We start from the raw sequence: 17,718 nt of genomic DNA on the forward strand, positions 1-17,718 counted from the left end.
AGAATTTCCTCCTTTTGCTACCGGTTTATTTCTCAAAAGCCGCTAATGATTTTTTTAACTGGATAGCTTCCTGAGCAAGTTGTAGAGCCTTAACCATATCAGTCATTTTCTCTGCTTCTTTTGCTTCGTGTAGCTTTTGTTCTATTTGCTGCTCTACCCGGTATTTTCTAATATGGCGCAAACAGTCCATGACTTCCTCTTTTTCATGATCTGGATCACGTTCTGAGAGCGCTGCTTCCATAACTATATTTCTAATATCTGCATCATTTATTACTTCTAAAAATCGTTGAAAATCTCCTTCTGGATAATCTTCATAAAATCCTGTTAACCTTACATAAGCAGCCTCATACACATCTCGAATGAAGCATTGCTCACCATTTATACTTCGAGCAATATCAAGTACTTGTGAATTATGAAGCATATGGGAAAGTAAAATTCTTTCCGCTCGTTCATCCGCTGATAAAGTTTTTTTCTTTTTCTTCATCTCTGGATTCACTTGAAGAGATACAGGATGTTGATCTTTCGATTGCTTTGCTTTATTACCTTGTAGTTTTCTAAGATGTTGATAAATTGCTTCCTCAGAAACGTTCGTTTCCTGAGAAAGTTGTCGAATATATAAATCACGTTCTACAGAAGAATTTCTTTCACTCAGTATTTCCAAAATTTCTTGAATATACTGCAAAGTATCATTTTCATTATTAAAGTTCTTGTCTCTTTTGGAGACAATCATCATAAAAGATAAGTAGGAATGCGGTTTTTCTATAATTTTCGTTCTGAATGCTTCTTCCCCATAGTTTTTAATATAATCGTCTGGATCCATAGCATCAGGAATTATTGCGACTTCCGTTTGAATATTTTGAGCTTGTAAAGCAGATGCTGCTCTTTTAGCTGCCTCCATACCAGCTTTGTCGCCGTCATAACAAAGCGTCACATTGGATGTTAATCTATTTAGCTTTAATATATGTTGTGACGTCAAAGCAGTACCCATTGTTGCAACACCATTAGTTATACCCGCTTTTGATGCAGCTATAACATCTAAAAATCCTTCAAAGACAATAACATTGCGCTGCTTTCTTATATCTAGTCTGGCTTTATCTAAATTATAAAGTACTTGGCTTTTTTGAAATATGGGAGACTCAGGACTATTTAAATATTTTGCTTCATTTTCTGATTTATGAAGAACTCTCCCAGAGAAAGCAATAACATTACCACCTTCATCAAACACTGGAAACATAATTCTCCCTCGAAAACGATCAAAATACTTTAGTTCATTTTCTTTTCGGATAATGAGCCCAGTTTTCTCAATTTCTTGTAAATCCATACCTTTACGTTCTAAAAGCGTAGTAAGAGCATCCCAACTTGTAAGGGACCAGCCAATTTTGTACTTTTCAATGATTTCCTTTGAAAACCCTCTTTCCTCTAGGTAATTTAATGCATCTTCCCCTTCCACAGTATGAAGTAATAAATGATGAAAATAATCACTTGCAAACTCATGTGCTTTTTTCATAATTGTTACTTCTTTTGAGACTGGGGCTTTTACTTCTGAACTATCAGAGGAACTTTCTTCTATCGTTAATCCAATTCGACTTCCGAGTTTACTTACTGCATCCTGGAACGATAGATTTTCGATATCCATTACAAAAGTTATAACATTACCACCTGCACCACATCCAAAACAGTGAAATATTTGTTTTTCCTGTGTTACAGAGAAAGATGGTGTTTGTTCGCCATGAAAAGGACATAACCCAAAATAGTTTCTCCCTCTTTTCGTAAGCTGAACATATTCGCTTACTACATCGACAATATCATTGTTATTCCTAACTTGTTCGATAATCTCTTCTTCTATACGATTTGTCATTATTTCACCATCTTTACTTGCTATTTAACTTAATTCGAGAGAATCAATAAAATTCCTGCAAGAATCGACAAAATAATTCATAAAAAAAGTTTCATAGAGAATAAATTCTTTTTTCCACAAATAACAATTATAAAACAATTATTCATATTTATCTATTACTTTATTCGATAGACAATACAAAAAAACCTTTTCACAAAACGTGAATCGGTTTTATTTCTTATAATTTATTTTTGTTGAGTATGATTAATGACTTCATTTGCTGTTTCTTCTACAGCTCTATTCGTAACATCAATCACTCTGCAGCCTATTTTTTTAACAATCTTCTCAAAATGTTTTATTTCATCATTTATACGTTCTATTTTAGCATAACTAGCATCATCATTTAAACCAATTGCGATTAATCTTTCTTTTCGAATGGTATTTAACTTCTCAGGTGTAATTACCAAACCAAAGCATTTATTTGGATCAACTAAAAATAATTCTTCTGGTGGCTCTACTTCAGGAACTAGCGGAACATTTGCCACTTTGTATCTTTTATGTGCTAGATATTGAGATAAAGGTGTTTTAGAAGTTCTTGAAACGCCTATCAAAACTATATCTGCTTGCAATAAGCCTCTCGGGTCTCTTCCATCGTCGTACTTCACTGCAAACTCAATAGCTTCAATTTTTTTAAAGTAATCCTCATCTAGTTTCCTAACTAAGCCTGGCTCTTCAAAAGGTTTTTCGTTCAGGTTTTTTTCCAGTAATTGAATAACTGGGCCAATTAAATCAACTGAGTCGAGTTGATACTCATCACAATATTGTATCAATGCATCACGCATCTCTTTTTGAACAAGCGTATATAAAATTATCGCATCTTGTTCTTTTGCAAGTTCAGTAATTTCTTTAATATGATCCAATGAATCAATATGAGTAAATCTTTTCAACTTTGTATGTTGAAGACCAGGCCTAAATTGGCTAACTGCAGCTTTCGCAACTAATTCACCAGTTTCTCCAATAGAATCTGAGATAATAAATAGGTTAAGCATTTTCATAGTTTTCCCCCTCACAGATCATGGTCATCGGCTAATGATAGGAAAGCACGCGTGATATTCGTCTTCGTAATTCTTCCAACTACCTCTAAACCATCTTTTCTTTCTCTTATTACAGGTAAAGAATCAATTTGTCTGCTCATCAATTTTTTTGCTACATCTATAATCGTATCTTCTTTTAAGCAGTACGTAATATTTGGCATTCTTGTCATAATCATATGTACCGGAATTTTATTTAAATCCTGATTTCCTATACTCGTCCGTAGAAAATCTTTTCTAGAGAGTACCCCAGATAAAAGTGAATTTTTATCCACTACGAATAGGGAACCTACATCTTCTAAAAACATATGACATATCGCATCATATACCGTCATGCTCTCTTCTACTACGACTGGTATGGATTGAAAATCCTTTACAAGCATTTGTGCAATATTATCGGATATAGCTTGACTTGTTTTCTTACCTGAGTAAAAATAACCAACTCGCGGACGAGCATCTAGAAAGCCTGCCATCGTTAAAATTGCAAGGTCCGGTCTTAATGTAGACCGAGTTAAATGAAGTCTTTCTGCAATTTGTTCACCTGTAATGGGGCCGTTTCCTTTTACAATGTCCAAAATCTCGTTTTGCCGTTTGTTGAGTTCGATTGGACTCACCGCCTCAAAGTGTTATACTTAATACTTATTAATTATATACGATAATGTCTTTTATTGCGAAGAAAACTGGCTCATGTTACAATATCAACAAATAATAAAGCGTTGAAGAGCATTATAAGTACTGTAGAGATAGCGAGTGGTGATGGTGAAAGTCCACAATACAGGAAAAGGCAGCTTGGAGCTTATGCTTTTAAAGAGGATTGTAATTACAATCAATCGGGGTGGAACCGCGGGTATAAAACTCGTCCCCGGGCTATAATGGCCCGGAGACGAGTTTTTTTGCATTTACACCAAAAAAGCATTTAGAAAAATGGAGGTAATGAAATGGCATTTTCAATGGAAGAAGTAGTAAGCTTAGCTAAGCAAAGAGGGTTTGTATTTCCCGGATCAGAAATTTACGGTGGACTTGCAAACACTTGGGATTACGGTCCACTCGGTGTTGAGCTTAAAAACAACATCAAAAAAGCTTGGTGGAAGAAATTTGTCCAAGAATCACCTTACAATGTAGGATTAGATGCAGCTATATTAATGAATCCAAAAACTTGGGTAGCTTCAGGTCATATTGGTAACTTTAATGACCCGATGATTGACTGTAAAAAATGTAAATCACGTCATCGCGTAGATAAAATTATTGAAGATGCACTTGATAATAAAGGAATCGAAATGGTTGTAGACGGCCTATCTTTTGAAAAAATGGGAGAAATCATGAAGGAACACGAGATTGTTTGTCCAACATGTGGCGCTTTCGACTATACTGAAATCCGTCAATTCAACTTAATGTTTAAAACGTTCCAAGGTGTGACGGAATCATCTACAAATGAAATCTATTTACGTCCAGAAACAGCACAAGGTATTTTTGTAAATTACAAAAACGTGCAGCGTTCTATGCGTAAAAAAATGCCTTTCGGTATCGCACAAGTAGGTAAAAGTTTCCGTAACGAAATTACACCTGGTAACTTCACTTTCCGTACGAGAGAATTTGAACAAATGGAATTAGAATTCTTCTGTAAACCTGGTGAAGATATGGAATGGTTTGAGTTTTGGCGTAACTACTGCCGTGATTGGTTATTAAATTTAGGTGTGGCTGAAGACAGCATTCGTTTAAGAGACCACTCTGAAGACGAACTTTCTCACTACTCTAATGCTACTACTGATATCGAATATAAATTCCCATTTGGTTGGGGTGAGCTATGGGGAATCGCTGATAGAACAGATTTCGATTTAAAACAGCATATGGAGCATTCTGGAGAAGATTTTAACTATATTGATCCAATCACGAATGAACGATATGTTCCATATTGTATCGAACCATCTTTAGGAGCAGACCGTGTAACACTTGCGTTCTTATGCGAAGCATTTGATGAGGAGCAATTAGAAGGTGATGATACTCGTACTGTTTTACGATTCCATCCTGCTTTAGCTCCAATTAAAGCAGCGGTTTTACCATTATCTAAAAAATTGTCTGAGGGAGCTACTTCCTTATTCTCAGAATTAAGTAAACACTTCATGGTAGATTATGATGAATCTCAATCAATCGGTAAACGTTACCGCCGCCAAGATGAAATCGGAACACCATTCTGTATCACATATGATTTCGATTCTGAAACAGATGGTCAAGTTACTGTTCGTCACCGCGACTCAATGGAACAAACAAGAATGCCTATTGCAGAAGTTCAATCATATATAGAAAAACAACTACAATTCTAAGTATAGAGGACATTTTTGAAAAGTATAAAATTTTCACATGCAAAGAATATAGTTACTAAAAGCCCTACTCTTTAGTAGGGCTTTTTAGGTTTAATACGAAGAACGACGGATCCAGTCGAAAAATCGGGACAGTCATGAGCTTCTACCAGGATCGAAATCAGCAGTACAAGAGAAAAAATATTCTTTTATTGACAAGTTGATTTTTGAAATTCATTCATCGTAAAAATACGGATCAATAGAAAATCCAAGTGAAGAAGATTTATTCTTCCTCACTTGGATCTTTTTTTGGTGTATAAAATTCAGGTGTCTTTTCCATTTGGTCCAAGAAGGACTGTGACTTTAATCGGATGCCTACCTGCTCACTATATATAGTGCGTACAATTTTTTTTATAAATCCCTTGGTCTCTTTTTTAAGCGAAAGTTTCCCGACTTGATCAATTGGTACTGTATAAAAAGTACGGATTAGCTTCACTTGTGATGGCGTCAGTCTGATAATATAAGGATCGATGGAAAAACAACGATGACATAAAAAACCTATTTGTTGAAATGAAAAGGAAAATTCCCCATCCGTTGCGCCACAATTTGCACATTGATGTAAAACGGGATATATACCAGCTATCGGCAACATCTTCCATTCCACAAATAAACTAATTGCTTCTGGATCATACTCGTCAGAAATGGCTTGTAGTGCCTGCTGTAACATGTCAAAAAGTCTTGGCTTTGGTGACTCATCATCGATTAATTTATCCACTAATTCCATTATAAAGCTAGCATAAGCAGTAGTAAAAATGTCTTCTCTTATGGCTCTCATCGAATCGATAATTTCTCCCTGTTGAAGAGTTCCCATTCCCCTACCCTGCTGTACTAGAAAATAAGCATATGTAAAGGGCTGAGAAACGGACGCTAAACGACTAGTAGGCTTTTTAGCTCCACGAGCAAGTGCTGCTCTTTTTCCAAGCTCTCGAGAAAAAATTGTGACGATTTTGTCAGACTCTCCATAAGAAGAAGATCTTAAGACAATCCCTTCAACTTTTTGGAGCAATTGTCTTCCCTTCCTTCTGTGCTTATAAGATTAATTTGATTAAATCAATACTCATCTTCTCTAAAGCCATAATCTCTTAAATGAGTAGATTTATTACGCCAATCTTTTTGTACCTTTACCCATAGTTCTAAGAATACTTTTGTACCTAGTAGCATTTCAATATCGTGACGTGCTCTAGTTCCAACTTCCTTGAGTAAGGCTCCTTTTTTCCCAATGACAATCCCTTTTTGCGAATCTCTTTCCACGATTATCGTTGCCATTACACGAATCATGTCTTTCTCGGTATCTTCTTCTTTTTTTATTTTATCGATAACTACTGCAATAGAATGTGGAATCTCTTCCCTAGTTAAATGCAGGACCTTTTCTCGAATTAATTCTGAAATAATAAACCGTTCTGGATGATCTGTCACTTGGTCCGCCGGATAATATTGAGGACCTTCAGGTAAATATTTTTGAACAGTTTCAAGTAGTCTTTCTACATTATTTCCTTGTAAGGCAGAGATTGGAATAATCTCAGCAAAGTTGTATTTATCTTTATACGATTCAATAATTGAAATTAAATCGTCTGGATGAACTTGGTCAATCTTATTGATAACTAGAAAAACCGGCGTTTCATTATTTTCAAGCATTTCAATAATAAATTCGTCGCCTTTTCCAATTGGTTCCGTTGCATTTACCATAAACATGATCACATCTACTTCACGTAGTGTATTTTTGGCGACTTTCAACATAAAATCTCCAAGTTTGTGTTTTGGCTTATGAATTCCTGGCGTATCAATAAAAATCATCTGACTTTCATCTAACGTCAATACACCCTGTACCTTGTTTCGAGTAGTTTGAGGCTTATCACTCATAATAGCGATCTTTTGGCCGATTACTCTATTTAAAAATGTTGATTTACCTACATTTGGTCTTCCAATAATTGAGATAAACCCTGATTTGTAGCCTTTATTGTTTTGCTCCATATTCCATGTCCTCCGTTGTAAATGCACCCGGTAATAGTTCTGCAACCGTTGTTTCAAGCACATGTCCATTTAAATTTGTTAAATATACAGGCATATCTCTTTCACAGAATTCCACCAGTACTTGTCTGCATGCACCACATGGTGATACAGGGCCTTCGGTATCCGCTACCACTGCAATAGCGGCAAATTTTTTCTTTCCTTCAGAAACAGCTTTGAATACAGCTGTTCTTTCTGCGCAGTTTGTTAGACCGAACGATGCATTTTCAATATTACAGCCATGAATTACTTCCCCATCTACTGTTAAAAGCGCTGCTCCAACCGGAAACTTCGAATATGGTACATACGCTTTTTCTCTTGCAGCTTTAGAAGCTTCCATTAACATTTCTTTATTCATCTTTTCACCTCTAGAATAGTATTCCCCACCACTTAGGGATAAATATCATCAACCCGACAACTGCGCTACAAATAGCGTAAACTAGGCATGCACCTGCGGCTAAGTCTTTCGCTTGTTTAGCAAATTCATGATAGGCTGGTGATGCTAAATCGACAACTCGTTCGATTGAAGCGTTTAATAATTCTACCATGAACATGCCACAAATTAACATAATTATGATTATCCATTCATTTTTAGATAATCCAGTTGTTATACTTACTATAAATACTACGATTGCAGCAAATAAATGAAATCGAAAATTTTGTTCACTTTTTAAAACATGTAAAATTCCATTGGAAGCATATATAAATGATTTTATAAATTTACGACTGTCCATGGCCTTCACGTTTCAATCCAAAAGCCTGTAGTATCGTTTCCTGTATGCCAAACATTTCTTGTTCTTCCTCTCTTGTACCATGATCGTATCCAAGTATATGTAAAAAACCATGGACCGCTAGAAAACAAAGTTCTCTCTCAAATGTATGACCGTAGGAAGCAGCCTGTTCACTTGCACGTTCTACTGAAATTATTATATCACCTAAAAGAGTAGGAATATCAGCATTTTTTATCTCTATCTCTCCTTCACCCATTTCCTCCATCGCAAATGATATAACGTCAGTAGGAACATCTTTATCTCTGTACGTACGATTAATTTCTTGAATAGCATCATTCGTTACAAACGTTACACTTACTTCGCTTCCATTCTTCACAGCCTGCTGATCAGCCGCAAATTGCAATACCTTTTCAACCAATTCGATTGTTTGTTCTGATAATGTATTTGTCTCATCCATTAAATCGAGTTCTAGCATAGTCGTTCCACCTTAGTTTTTATTTTGGATATTCTATTCGTGAATGGAATATCCCATTCAAAGTTGTACAAAAGCTTTCTTCCATTTTCTTAATTTCACGCAAAGATAAATCACATTCATCAAATTGTCCATCTTGTAACTTATCTTTAACAATAGATTGTATTAATGCCTGTATTTTATCTGAGTTGGGCTCTTTCATAGACCTGACTGCCGCTTCTACACTATCAGCAACGGAAATAATAGCATTTTCCTTTGTTTGTGGTTTTGGGCCTGAATACCTGAAATCTTCTTCGCTTACCTTATCATTTTGTTCTTTTGCTTTATAATAAAAGAATTTTAGAAGACTTGTCCCATGGTGTTGCTCTGCAACATCAATAATTTCTTTCGGCATCTTATGCTTTCGTAAAATATATGCCCCATCTATAGCGTGTGCAGTAATAATATCACGACTTGCCTCAGGGGGTAAATTATCATGCGGATTATAGCCGTTGATTTGATTTTCTATAAAAAAACCTGGTCTTTTTGTCTTACCAATATCATGATAATAACAACTTACTCTTGCTAGTAAACCATTTGCCCCTATAGCTTCACATGCCGCATCTGCTAAATTGGCAACCATTACACTATGATGATAGGTTCCTGGTGTTTCGGTTAAAATTTTCTTTAGTAGTGGATGGTTCGGATTAGATAGTTCAATTAACTTCATAGTTGATAGAATACCAAATAAGGATTCAAAAAAAGGTAATATCCCTATTGTTAATGCCCCAGATAGTATACCCGATAATATAGCAGCTCCGAAATAAAAGAGTAAATCTCCTATCCCATACGTCGTTTTAGTCATGAGCAAGTAAAAGAGAATAAAAATTAAGTTAACCGAGGCAACGATTAGACTTGAACGTAAGATTTGTGAATTGTTGCTCATTTTTTGTAACGCAAAAATGCCTGCTATTCCACCAAATAAAATATACAAGGATACTTCCATTTGAAATACATTTGTATACCCCTCTTGAAATATGAATCCAGCATATGCAGCAATTATGATAGTAGATATAAAAGCCATTCGTTCATTTACAAGTAGGTAAACTAACATAGATACAATTGCTGTCGGAAAAATAAATGCAATGACAACATCAAAATTATAGGCAACAAACTGCAACACTTTCATCATTAATATGGAAATAAGTAAACTAAACAAAACAACTAATAACGATTTTGAATTTTCTTTCGTTTTTTCTTTTCTATTTACAGTTTGAACATACAAAACCCACATAGTCAAAATGACAAATAATGCCACACCAATAATTGGTTTGTATGAGGATTTGTTTGTTAACATTCCTAGTAATTTTATTTGCCTATAAACTTCTCTATCTATTATTTCTCCTTTTTGTACAAGAATTTGACCTTGTAAAATTCTAATCGGTTCGACACTAGCTTTTGCCTGCTCTATGCGAATTTCTGTTTGTTCTTCATTTTCAATCTCAGTTTCTACAATACTTGACCGAGCCATCGATGACAAAACATTCATATAGTTATTTGAATATTTTAATGAGGCCCTTACTTGATCTTCTATGTCTTTTTTCTTATCAGAAACGTTTTCTAATCGAACTGGTTGATCCAACATATCCTTCACAAGGGTGCTAATGGTTTCACTTGATTTTTCAAGAACTGCTGGACTTTGGCCCAATAAAGTCGTTAATGCCTCATCATTTAACTGCACCATACTTGCATTATCAACAATTTTATCTATTTCCTTTTTCAATTTTTCTAGCTGGCTTGTTCTATTTTCTACTTCTCCCTCAGGAATCACTTCTTTTTTGATTTCAATGACACTATCAAATATGGAACTGATGATGGCAGCTTGGTTGTCTGCAGTTTCTTCTTGAAATTGATAATATGGTTGAATCTCTGCTGCTACCCTATCACGTTCCTCTTCTGTTTTAACGGTATCTTCTATCGTTTTAACTGCACGAATAGTTTCTGGAGATAACTGAAACTCTTTAATATCATATGTATTTTCCTTCACATTGCCGATCAATAAAAAAAACATAATTATAGCCGTAATAAAAATAATAACTAATGGGAGATGCTTATAATTACTCCATTCCTTCATTTTTAATAAAATTGAATTCATAACATATTCATCACCCTTCTAAATGGTACATTCATTATACCTTATTTATTGTATGTTTTAAAAATAATTCCAAATTTAAGCATTTAGGAAAGTGAAATGTCCTTTTTGTTTTTATCAAAAAATCGGATTCAACAACTTATAGAGTACAGACGGATGTGCGCTTGCCGCACGCTTCGCATGAGCCTCCGTAGGATGAGTCGCTCCTTCGTCGCTCGTCCATCCTTTACGGGGTCTCATTCTTCGCGCTCCTGCGGCGTGTAAGGCGCACATACTAGAAATAAGCCTATGAAATAGATACAATTCAATGAAAAAGAAAGTTTACATCCTTTTTTAAAAATTGTTATTCAGTAATCTAATATTAGAATAAAGAGACTACACTGGCATTCGCGCCTTGCAAGCCTCATGATGTGGAGGGCACTGAAAAAAAGCATATTATCTCTATGGCACAACGATATTGTAAATCCCCTTGTATGGACTACTTAAATCGAAGGTTTTTTGGGTTGAAATCATGGGGAACACCTGCCTATATTTCCTTTAATTTATTTGTAAGCATACAATAGTTGATTGAAGTGGAAGGCGGCGACTCCAGCCGGAATAGCATGAGCTGAAGACCCTGGACTGAGCGTAGCGAGGGAAGCGGCTGAAGCCATGCCGGCGGAAAGCGTCCGCCTAGAACGGAAATCAACGGGGCCTATATAAAAACTAGAATCCGTAAAGTATATATATAACCCAATAAAAAGGGGATACCTTCGTACCTTGCCATCCGCATTAATAAAAAAAAAGCAGCCCATTATGGCTGCTGTTCTTCGTATGCTTGTATTATTTTTGCAACTAATGGATGACGGACGACATCCCCTTGTTCCAAATACTGAAAATGAATACCTGAAACATTACTTAAAATTTTCTCTGCAATGATCAATCCTGATTCTGCCCCTCTAGGTAAATCAATTTGGGTTTTGTCTCCAGTGATAACCATTTTAGAACCAAATCCAAGGCGAGTTAAAAACATTTTCATTTGTGCTTTAGTTGTATTTTGAGCTTCATCTAGAATCACAAATGCATCATCAAGGGTTCTTCCTCTCATATATGCAAGAGGCGCTATTTCAATCGTTCCACGCTCGATTAAACGCTCAGTTTGTTCCATTCCAAGCACATCATGTAACGCATCGTATAACGGTCTTAAATAAGGGTCTACCTTCTCTTTTAAATCTCCGGGTAGAAATCCTAAACTTTCGCCGGCTTCCACTGCAGGACGTGTTAAAATGATTTTTTTGACGTGTGCATTTTTTAAAGCTTGTGTAGCCATTACAACAGCTAAATAAGTTTTACCAGTACCTGCTGGTCCAATTCCAAATGCCAAATCAAATTTTCGAATACCTTGTATATATTCTCGCTGACCAATAGTTTTTGCCCGAATTGCTTTTCCTTTTGTATTTCTAGCGATTTCTTCATCATACAAGCCAGAAAAATATTCAATAGTTCCATTCATACTCATTTCAATCGCAGAAGATACGTCACGCAAGTTAATATTAATACCTTTATGAATGACCGATAAAAGTTGCTCCATTAACTTTTTTGCTTCATCTACATTTTTTTCTTCACCAACAATACGAATTGTTTCCCCTCGAGTAATCAATTGTACTTTCAGTTCTTCTTCAATAAGCTTTACATTTTTATCTGATATACCTAGAAGCATTACAGCCTCAGTTGGGTCTTTTAAAATAAGATCTAATTGTGTAATTTCGCTCATGCTTCGTCTCCTTGGGGTATTACTTGTGGAATCGCAATATTTTCATTTATCAAAAATAATACTTTCCCTTTTACTTTATCATTTTGAATGGTCACCTGTAAAATTTTATCCTCCAGTATTTGAGTATCGGCAGGTAACTCGTTAATTATCTTTTGATAAAGTAGTGGGCGTATTAATTTTTCCATCGATTGTTCATCCAATAAAAACTTATTTTCTTCCGAAAGTTGCACATAACCTACTTCCAAATATTTTTGTAAAGGTTTAGGTAGAACAACCTCTTTCCAAAACGTCGTTTTTTTCTCACTCTTTTTTTGTATTACTAGCTTTCGCTCACTGGGTTTAACGATACTTACTTGTTTTGGTAATTCAAATTCAAGCTCAATCCAATAACTTGCAAATACCTTACCTTCTGCACTAGTAATAATTCTTTTATCTCCCTGCGTTACAAAACCATTAACTAAAATGTCTCCTTTTTTTACACTAACATTTTTTTCTATTGCCCTTACCCCTTTTATTAACTCAAAATCGGTTACGACTCCACTTCTTTTTGCTATTAAATGGATAGAGGGAGCATCTTTAATAACCCGCTCTGTCTGAGTAGGTGCTAACATGGGCGTTACAGTTAATTTTGATCCTGATTTTGTAAAATGCACCCAAGAGTATTCTTTATGTTTTAGTAATAGTTTTTGCCTAATCTCTTGCTCCGATGGTATTTTAGAAGCAAGCATTCTTTCTTTAATGCTTATTTCCTTTAATTCTTCATAAATCAGTACATTGTTTTCTGGAGATTCAGATTCAATTTGTATCGTCCAAATGAATTGCGCAAGTATAACAGGAATCAATAAAAATATAATCACGCCTACTATAGAGATAGCATATGGTTGAATGATTCCTTTTTTTCTTTCATCTACTAAATAAACAGGAAGCTTTAATGACCTCCTTACTTTACGAAATACTGGTAAGTCCTTTCTACGAATAGAAAAATAAAAGTACTTTTCTGTACTGTAGACTTGATACACGACAATATTAACTGAAAATAATCGTTGAAATAATAGATGCTGATCTACTTTAATCGGCATCCTTACTTGAATTAGCTGCTGCATTACATTTTTTCCTTCCTCGTAATTTTGAAATGACTAAGATCTTCTACTTGCAAACATAGTCGCTCCATTGATATTGACTTTATCTTTAAAGTAGTGGCTTGAATTTCTAAAAGGAAATCATCGTATGCACAGACTAAATTATTTTCTTTTAAACGGAGGATGGTAAATTCATTATCTAACGTAATCTCACTGAAATCTTCCATCATAATACTCGCATGGAGTGGAAATAATTTTTTCAAAAAAACACCCCTTTACATGATTTTATGCATGTAAAGGGGTGTTCATGAGTTATCTTCTCGATTTTGGTGGTGCAAGAATTTCAGAGAACACAATTGCTTTAACTAAATCATCTTTGGAATTAGGAATTATATTAATATCCGGTCGTGATACTTTTTGTTCCTTATTTTCCTGATGAACGGAAAGTCTACCCGTAGATCGAGGTTTGCCCTGATTTCTCATAACTTCTCGTTCTACTTTTTCAACAAGGACAGGTGCCTTCTTTACTTCTGGGGACTTTCTATCCAATTGTTTTTTTTGATCATCCATAAAATCCTTTGCAAAATCGCCAAGATCCTTAAACGGATTATCTTTTACTGGTTTCATTGGTTGTTGAGTTTGTTTGACAGGCTTTTGCTCTGGTTTCTTTTTCTTTCCAACCAAACTACTAATGATCGCCATTATAATGATGACAATAATACTTTCCAAGGAGAAAACCTCCTATCCATTGTTTCTTAGTCTTTCAACTCATCCGTAGAAGTTTTTTCTCCTCCGACTTTACTTATGGAATCTCTCATCGTAGTATCTGCTTGAATATTTTTATAGTTCATATAGTCCATCACACCAATATTACCTTCGCGCAAAGCTTCAGCCATTGCAAGTGGTACTTCTGCTTCTGCTTCAACTACTTTCGAGCGCATTTCAACTACTTTCGCTTTCATCTCTTGTTCAGAAGCTACAGCCATTGCACGACGTTCTTCTGCTTTAGCTTGTGCAATTTTCTTATCTGCTTCCGCTTGCTCTGTTTGAAGTTCAGCACCGATGTTTTTGCCTATATCAACGTCCGCGATATCGATCGATAGAATTTCAAATGCAGTTCCTGAATCTAATCCTTTAGCTAACACCGTTTGCGAAATTAAATCTGGGTTTTCTAGAACACGTTCATGACTAGTGCTGGAACCGATCGTACTAATAATACCTTCCCCTACACGTGCTACGATTGTTTCTTCCCCAGCTCCCCCGACTAAACGGTCAATGTTTGCTCGCACAGTAATTCGAGCTTTTGCTTTTACCTCGATACCATTCATAGCAACCCCTGCAATAAATGGAGTTTCAATAACTTTTGGATTTACCGACATTTGTACTGCTTCTAAAACATCACGGCCAGCTAAGTCAATTGCAGCCGCACGTTCAAATGTTAAAGCAATGTTCGCTCGGTGAGCAGCGATTAATGCGTTAACTACACGGTCAACATTACCACCAGCTAAATAGTGACTTTCTAACTGGTTTATCGCAACATTCAAACCTGCTTTATGTGCTTTAATAAGCGGATTTACGATACGAGAAGGTATAACTCGACGTAACCTCATACCTACTAATGTAAATATGCTAATTTTAACTCCAGCAGCAAGTGCTGAAATCCATAATGCGATTGGAAAAAATGTAAAAAATACAGACAGCACTATGAATGCCAGAACGATTACAATTATTAAAGAAATCATACTTCCACTAATCATTCTATTTCCTCCCCTTCAGATATTTCTCGTACAACTATACGAGAACCCTCTACTTTAATAATAACAACTTGTTTGTTTTTTTCTACAAAACTTCCATCAGAAACTGCATCTATTCGCTCATCACCTATACGTATCGTTCCGGCAGGTCTAAGGGGAGTCATTGTTACTGCTACTTTACCAATTAACTCAAGTCTATTTACATTGGAAACATACCCTTGTTCAGTAGTTGTAGCATCCGAGAGAATTACTTTATTTAATACTTTTAATTGTTTACCAAAAAACTTCATTATAATCACCATTCCCACTATAGCTACTGTTAAAGCAATTAAAACAGATATACTCATTTGTACAATATTGCCTCCTGCTAGTATTATACTAGTAATAATAGCAGCTGCCCCTAATATACCACTAATTCCTCCGGGCAAAAAGAATTCAGCAATTAATAAGATTACTCCAATAACAAAAATGATAATCGTTTCGTACCCAGCAAGTCCTGCAACTAAATGTCCAAAAAAGAAAAGTGTTAATGATACAAGTCCCATCGTTCCAGCAACACCGAAACCAGGAGAATACAACTCTACTATTAGTCCTAAGCTTGCAATAGATAAAAGAATAGGTACTATAATCGGGTGAGTAATGAACCTAGCAATTGTTTCAGTAATCGTTTGCTCCGTTTCAATAATCTGTGCATCCGCTAGTTTTGTCACTTCTAGTAATTCTTCCATTGAACTAACTGTTCCATTCGAGTACTTTACTTTTAATGCATCTGCAGAGGTAAGCGTTAACAATTCACCTTTTGGAGCATTAAACTCTGGTAAGTCAACACTTTCATCTGCCATCGCTTGTGCATATATTGGTTTTTTTCCTGTTCGGTTAGCTGCATTGATCATTTTAGCCTTCCATGCACTTCTCGCTTTTACATCTGCAGCATTTCCACTGCCGTCAATTACAGCTGCCGCACCCATCGTCCCATTTGGAGACATGTATATTTCATCTGTATGTAGTGCTAAATATGCTCCTGCTGAAAGTGCTTGTGAATTAATATAAGCTATTTTTCGAATAGAGGTTGAGTCAAGTAAATTCACAATATCTTCCGCAGAATCTACAAATCCTCCAGGAGTATTAATCTCAAAAATAATAGCATCTGCACCTGCTTCTTCCGCATCATTAATGGATCTTTTTAAAAAAGCATATAAACCTTTTTCAACTTCTTTATATACAGGAATTTTATAAACTTTCGGAGCGTCTGCAGTAATAGAAGGAACAATCATGAAAAATGATAAAAGCAATAAGCAAATTGAAGTAATATATCGGAACAATTTCATCCTTAAACCTCCCTTCTTCTATATGTATATAATACTTTACGGAGTAGAATGAAAAAAGTTTCAAAAAAAAATAAACCGAGAAAATAAATTTTCTCGGTTTACATACTTGTAAATTTTAATCATAATGTACGTGTTTTGAACGTAGGGATGGTTGGGATTAATTTACCACTTACGTTTACGTGCAGCTTCTGATTTCTTTTTACGTTTCACGCTTGGCTTCTCATAAAACTCGCGCTTTCTTACCTCTTGAATTGTACCACTTTTAGATACAGTACGTTTGAAGCGGCGAAGAGCATCTTCAAGCGATTCGTTTTTGCGAACGACAGTTTTTGACATCTCTCTTTCCCTCCCTCCGAACACACGTCAAGTACATAACCAGTTGTTATGTACTAAAAAATTATATCGTATTGTTTACAAATGGTCAATACATACAACTAAATTAATAATCAGAATTACTTGTTAGACCTTGCATAATTTCTACTCCTGAACTTGCTCCAATTCTAGAAGCACCTGCATCCACCATAGCTTGTAAATCTTCTAGGCTACGAACACCGCCAGAAGCCTTGACACCAAGGTCTTGACCAACAGTATCTCTCATAAGTTTAACAGCTTCAACTGTTGCTCCACCAGTTGAAAATCCGGTAGAAGTTTTTACAAAGTCTGCTCCAGCTGCTTTAGATATTTCACTTGCTTTTACAATTTCTTCATTTGTTAATAAGCAAGTTTCTAAAATAACTTTCACAATTGCTTTTCCTTTAGCCGCTTCTACCACTGCAGCGATATCTTTTTGGATAAAGTCATAGTCTGCATCTTTTAATGCACCTACATTTATAACCATATCTATTTCTTCTGCACCATTCTCAATTGCATTTTTTGTTTCAAATGCTTTTACTTCAGTAGTGCTTGCGCCTAATGGAAACCCAATCACTGTACATACTTTAACTGGACTATCCTGTAAAAGTTTTGCGCTTAGCTCAACCCAAGTAGGATTTACACATACTGATGCAAATGTATATGTTTTAGCTTCCTCACATAATTTTTCAATTTGATCTTTTGTAGCATTTTGTTTTAATAATGTATGATCAATTAATGCTGCAATATTTTGTGTCATTTGTATTCCCCTCTCGGCAGTTGTCCGTACCTCTCAATCATAATAGAGATTATGAAAAAAAGCCAGT

Annotated in this window: 19 protein-coding genes; 1 reads left to right on the forward strand and 18 read right to left on the reverse strand. The window is 35.5% G+C overall.

What is annotated here, in order from left to right:
* Nucleotides 1-25 precede the first annotated feature (25 nt).
* From dnaG to ccpN, 3 genes are all read right to left on the reverse strand, one after another.
* Nucleotides 26-1,858: a DNA primase gene (dnaG, locus tag PGC35_RS11945; RefSeq protein WP_053588853.1), complete on the reverse strand. Its 1,833-nt coding sequence runs from the start codon at nt 1,856-1,858 to the stop codon at nt 26-28.
* Nucleotides 1,859-2,082: 224 nt separating this feature from the next.
* Nucleotides 2,083-2,892 (reverse strand): pyruvate, water dikinase regulatory protein, encoded by an 810-nt coding sequence (locus tag PGC35_RS11950; RefSeq protein ID WP_056831660.1) that lies wholly within the window; start codon nt 2,890-2,892, stop codon nt 2,083-2,085.
* 11 nt (nt 2,893-2,903) lie between these two features.
* Complete coding sequence (gene ccpN / locus PGC35_RS11955) at nt 2,904-3,542, reverse strand: transcriptional regulator CcpN (protein ID WP_053588851.1); 639 nt, start codon at nt 3,540-3,542, stop codon at nt 2,904-2,906.
* A gap of 324 nt (nt 3,543-3,866) precedes the next feature.
* Here ccpN and PGC35_RS11960 point away from each other — a divergent pair, with 324 nt between their 5' ends.
* A complete protein-coding gene (locus PGC35_RS11960; RefSeq protein WP_375219332.1) occupies nt 3,867-5,249 on the forward strand; it encodes a glycine--tRNA ligase in 1,383 nt (460 codons plus the stop codon).
* A 259-nt stretch (nt 5,250-5,508) separates the two neighbouring features.
* Here PGC35_RS11960 and recO read toward each other — a convergent pair whose 3' ends face one another.
* The 15 genes from recO to deoC all read right to left on the reverse strand — a co-directional run bounded on the left by recO (nt 5,509) and on the right by deoC (nt 17,651).
* Nucleotides 5,509-6,291, reverse strand: a complete 783-nt coding sequence (recO, locus tag PGC35_RS11965; RefSeq protein ID WP_375219333.1) for a DNA repair protein RecO — start codon at nt 6,289-6,291, stop codon at nt 5,509-5,511.
* A 44-nt stretch (nt 6,292-6,335) separates the two neighbouring features.
* Nucleotides 6,336-7,256, reverse strand: coding sequence for a GTPase Era (gene era / locus PGC35_RS11970; RefSeq protein ID WP_056831653.1), 921 nt, complete (start codon nt 7,254-7,256; stop codon nt 6,336-6,338).
* On the reverse strand, nt 7,240-7,650 hold the full coding sequence (locus PGC35_RS11975; RefSeq protein ID WP_053588847.1) for a cytidine deaminase: 411 nt from the start codon (nt 7,648-7,650) through the stop codon (nt 7,240-7,242). The genes era and PGC35_RS11975 overlap by 17 nt, the downstream gene beginning before the upstream one ends.
* A gap of 10 nt (nt 7,651-7,660) precedes the next feature.
* Nucleotides 7,661-8,026, reverse strand: coding sequence for a diacylglycerol kinase family protein (locus PGC35_RS11980; protein WP_375219334.1), 366 nt, complete (start codon nt 8,024-8,026; stop codon nt 7,661-7,663).
* Nucleotides 8,013-8,498: an rRNA maturation RNase YbeY gene (gene ybeY / locus PGC35_RS11985; protein ID WP_275785483.1), complete on the reverse strand. Its 486-nt coding sequence runs from the start codon at nt 8,496-8,498 to the stop codon at nt 8,013-8,015. The genes PGC35_RS11980 and ybeY overlap by 14 nt, the downstream gene beginning before the upstream one ends.
* Nucleotides 8,499-8,517: 19 nt before the next feature.
* Nucleotides 8,518-10,629 (reverse strand): HD family phosphohydrolase, encoded by a 2,112-nt coding sequence (locus PGC35_RS11990; protein ID WP_375219335.1) that lies wholly within the window; start codon nt 10,627-10,629, stop codon nt 8,518-8,520.
* Nucleotides 10,630-10,743: 114 nt separating this feature from the next.
* A complete protein-coding gene (locus PGC35_RS11995; RefSeq protein WP_375219336.1) occupies nt 10,744-10,866 on the reverse strand; it encodes a hypothetical protein in 123 nt (40 codons plus the stop codon).
* Nucleotides 10,867-11,419: 553 nt separating this feature from the next.
* Complete coding sequence (locus PGC35_RS12000) at nt 11,420-12,379, reverse strand: PhoH family protein (RefSeq protein ID WP_053588843.1); 960 nt, start codon at nt 12,377-12,379, stop codon at nt 11,420-11,422.
* The gene (locus tag PGC35_RS12005; RefSeq protein WP_053588842.1) at nt 12,376-13,482 is read right to left on the reverse strand and encodes a sporulation protein YqfD; all 1,107 of its coding nucleotides are present in this window, start codon (nt 13,480-13,482) and stop codon (nt 12,376-12,378) included. Before PGC35_RS12005 ends, PGC35_RS12000 begins: the two co-directional genes overlap by 4 nt.
* Nucleotides 13,482-13,721 (reverse strand): hypothetical protein, encoded by a 240-nt coding sequence (locus PGC35_RS12010; RefSeq protein WP_053588841.1) that lies wholly within the window; start codon nt 13,719-13,721, stop codon nt 13,482-13,484. Before PGC35_RS12010 ends, PGC35_RS12005 begins: the two co-directional genes overlap by 1 nt.
* A 49-nt stretch (nt 13,722-13,770) precedes the next feature.
* Nucleotides 13,771-14,187 carry a hypothetical protein gene (locus PGC35_RS12015; RefSeq protein ID WP_375219337.1) on the reverse strand — a complete coding sequence of 139 codons (417 nt, stop codon included), beginning with the start codon at nt 14,185-14,187 and terminating at the stop codon, nt 13,771-13,773.
* A gap of 26 nt (nt 14,188-14,213) precedes the next feature.
* On the reverse strand, nt 14,214-15,200 hold the full coding sequence (gene floA, locus PGC35_RS12020; RefSeq protein WP_156316844.1) for a flotillin-like protein FloA: 987 nt from the start codon (nt 15,198-15,200) through the stop codon (nt 14,214-14,216).
* A gap of 11 nt (nt 15,201-15,211) precedes the next feature.
* Nucleotides 15,212-16,540 carry an NfeD family protein gene (locus tag PGC35_RS12025; protein WP_375219338.1) on the reverse strand — a complete coding sequence of 443 codons (1,329 nt, stop codon included), beginning with the start codon at nt 16,538-16,540 and terminating at the stop codon, nt 15,212-15,214.
* Between the two features lie 162 nt (nt 16,541-16,702).
* A complete protein-coding gene (gene rpsU, locus PGC35_RS12030; protein ID WP_004227078.1) occupies nt 16,703-16,876 on the reverse strand; it encodes a 30S ribosomal protein S21 in 174 nt (57 codons plus the stop codon).
* A gap of 103 nt (nt 16,877-16,979) precedes the next feature.
* The gene (deoC, locus tag PGC35_RS12035) at nt 16,980-17,651 is read right to left on the reverse strand and encodes a deoxyribose-phosphate aldolase (RefSeq protein WP_375219339.1); all 672 of its coding nucleotides are present in this window, start codon (nt 17,649-17,651) and stop codon (nt 16,980-16,982) included.
* Between the last annotated feature and the right edge of the window lie 67 nt (nt 17,652-17,718).

Source organism: Psychrobacillus sp. PGGUH221 (genome assembly GCF_042055255.1).
Lineage (GTDB): Bacteria > Bacillota > Bacilli > Bacillales_A > Planococcaceae > Psychrobacillus.

Coding starts and splice junctions, on each gene's coding strand:
- dnaG (WP_053588853.1), bottom strand. CDS start 1,858: ATGACAAATCGTATAGAAGAAGAGATTATCGAACAAGTTAGGAATAAC.
- PGC35_RS11950 (WP_056831660.1), bottom strand. CDS start 2,892: ATGAAAATGCTTAACCTATTTATTATCTCAGATTCTATTGGAGAAACT.
- PGC35_RS11960 (WP_375219332.1), top strand. CDS start 3,867: ATGGCATTTTCAATGGAAGAAGTAGTAAGCTTAGCTAAGCAAAGAGGG.
- era (WP_056831653.1), bottom strand. CDS start 7,256: ATGGAGCAAAACAATAAAGGCTACAAATCAGGGTTTATCTCAATTATT.
- PGC35_RS11975 (WP_053588847.1), bottom strand. CDS start 7,650: ATGAATAAAGAAATGTTAATGGAAGCTTCTAAAGCTGCAAGAGAAAAA.
- PGC35_RS11980 (WP_375219334.1), bottom strand. CDS start 8,026: ATGGACAGTCGTAAATTTATAAAATCATTTATATATGCTTCCAATGGA.
- ybeY (WP_275785483.1), bottom strand. CDS start 8,498: ATGCTAGAACTCGATTTAATGGATGAGACAAATACATTATCAGAACAA.
- PGC35_RS11990 (WP_375219335.1), bottom strand. CDS start 10,629: ATGAATTCAATTTTATTAAAAATGAAGGAATGGAGTAATTATAAGCAT.
- PGC35_RS11995 (WP_375219336.1), bottom strand. CDS start 10,866: ATGAGACCCCGTAAAGGATGGACGAGCGACGAAGGAGCGACTCATCCT.
- PGC35_RS12000 (WP_053588843.1), bottom strand. CDS start 12,379: ATGAGCGAAATTACACAATTAGATCTTATTTTAAAAGACCCAACTGAG.
- PGC35_RS12005 (WP_053588842.1), bottom strand. CDS start 13,482: ATGCAGCAGCTAATTCAAGTAAGGATGCCGATTAAAGTAGATCAGCAT.
- floA (WP_156316844.1), bottom strand. CDS start 15,200: ATGATTTCTTTAATAATTGTAATCGTTCTGGCATTCATAGTGCTGTCT.
- PGC35_RS12025 (WP_375219338.1), bottom strand. CDS start 16,540: ATGAAATTGTTCCGATATATTACTTCAATTTGCTTATTGCTTTTATCA.
- rpsU (WP_004227078.1), bottom strand. CDS start 16,876: ATGTCAAAAACTGTCGTTCGCAAAAACGAATCGCTTGAAGATGCTCTT.
- deoC (WP_375219339.1), bottom strand. CDS start 17,651: ATGACACAAAATATTGCAGCATTAATTGATCATACATTATTAAAACAA.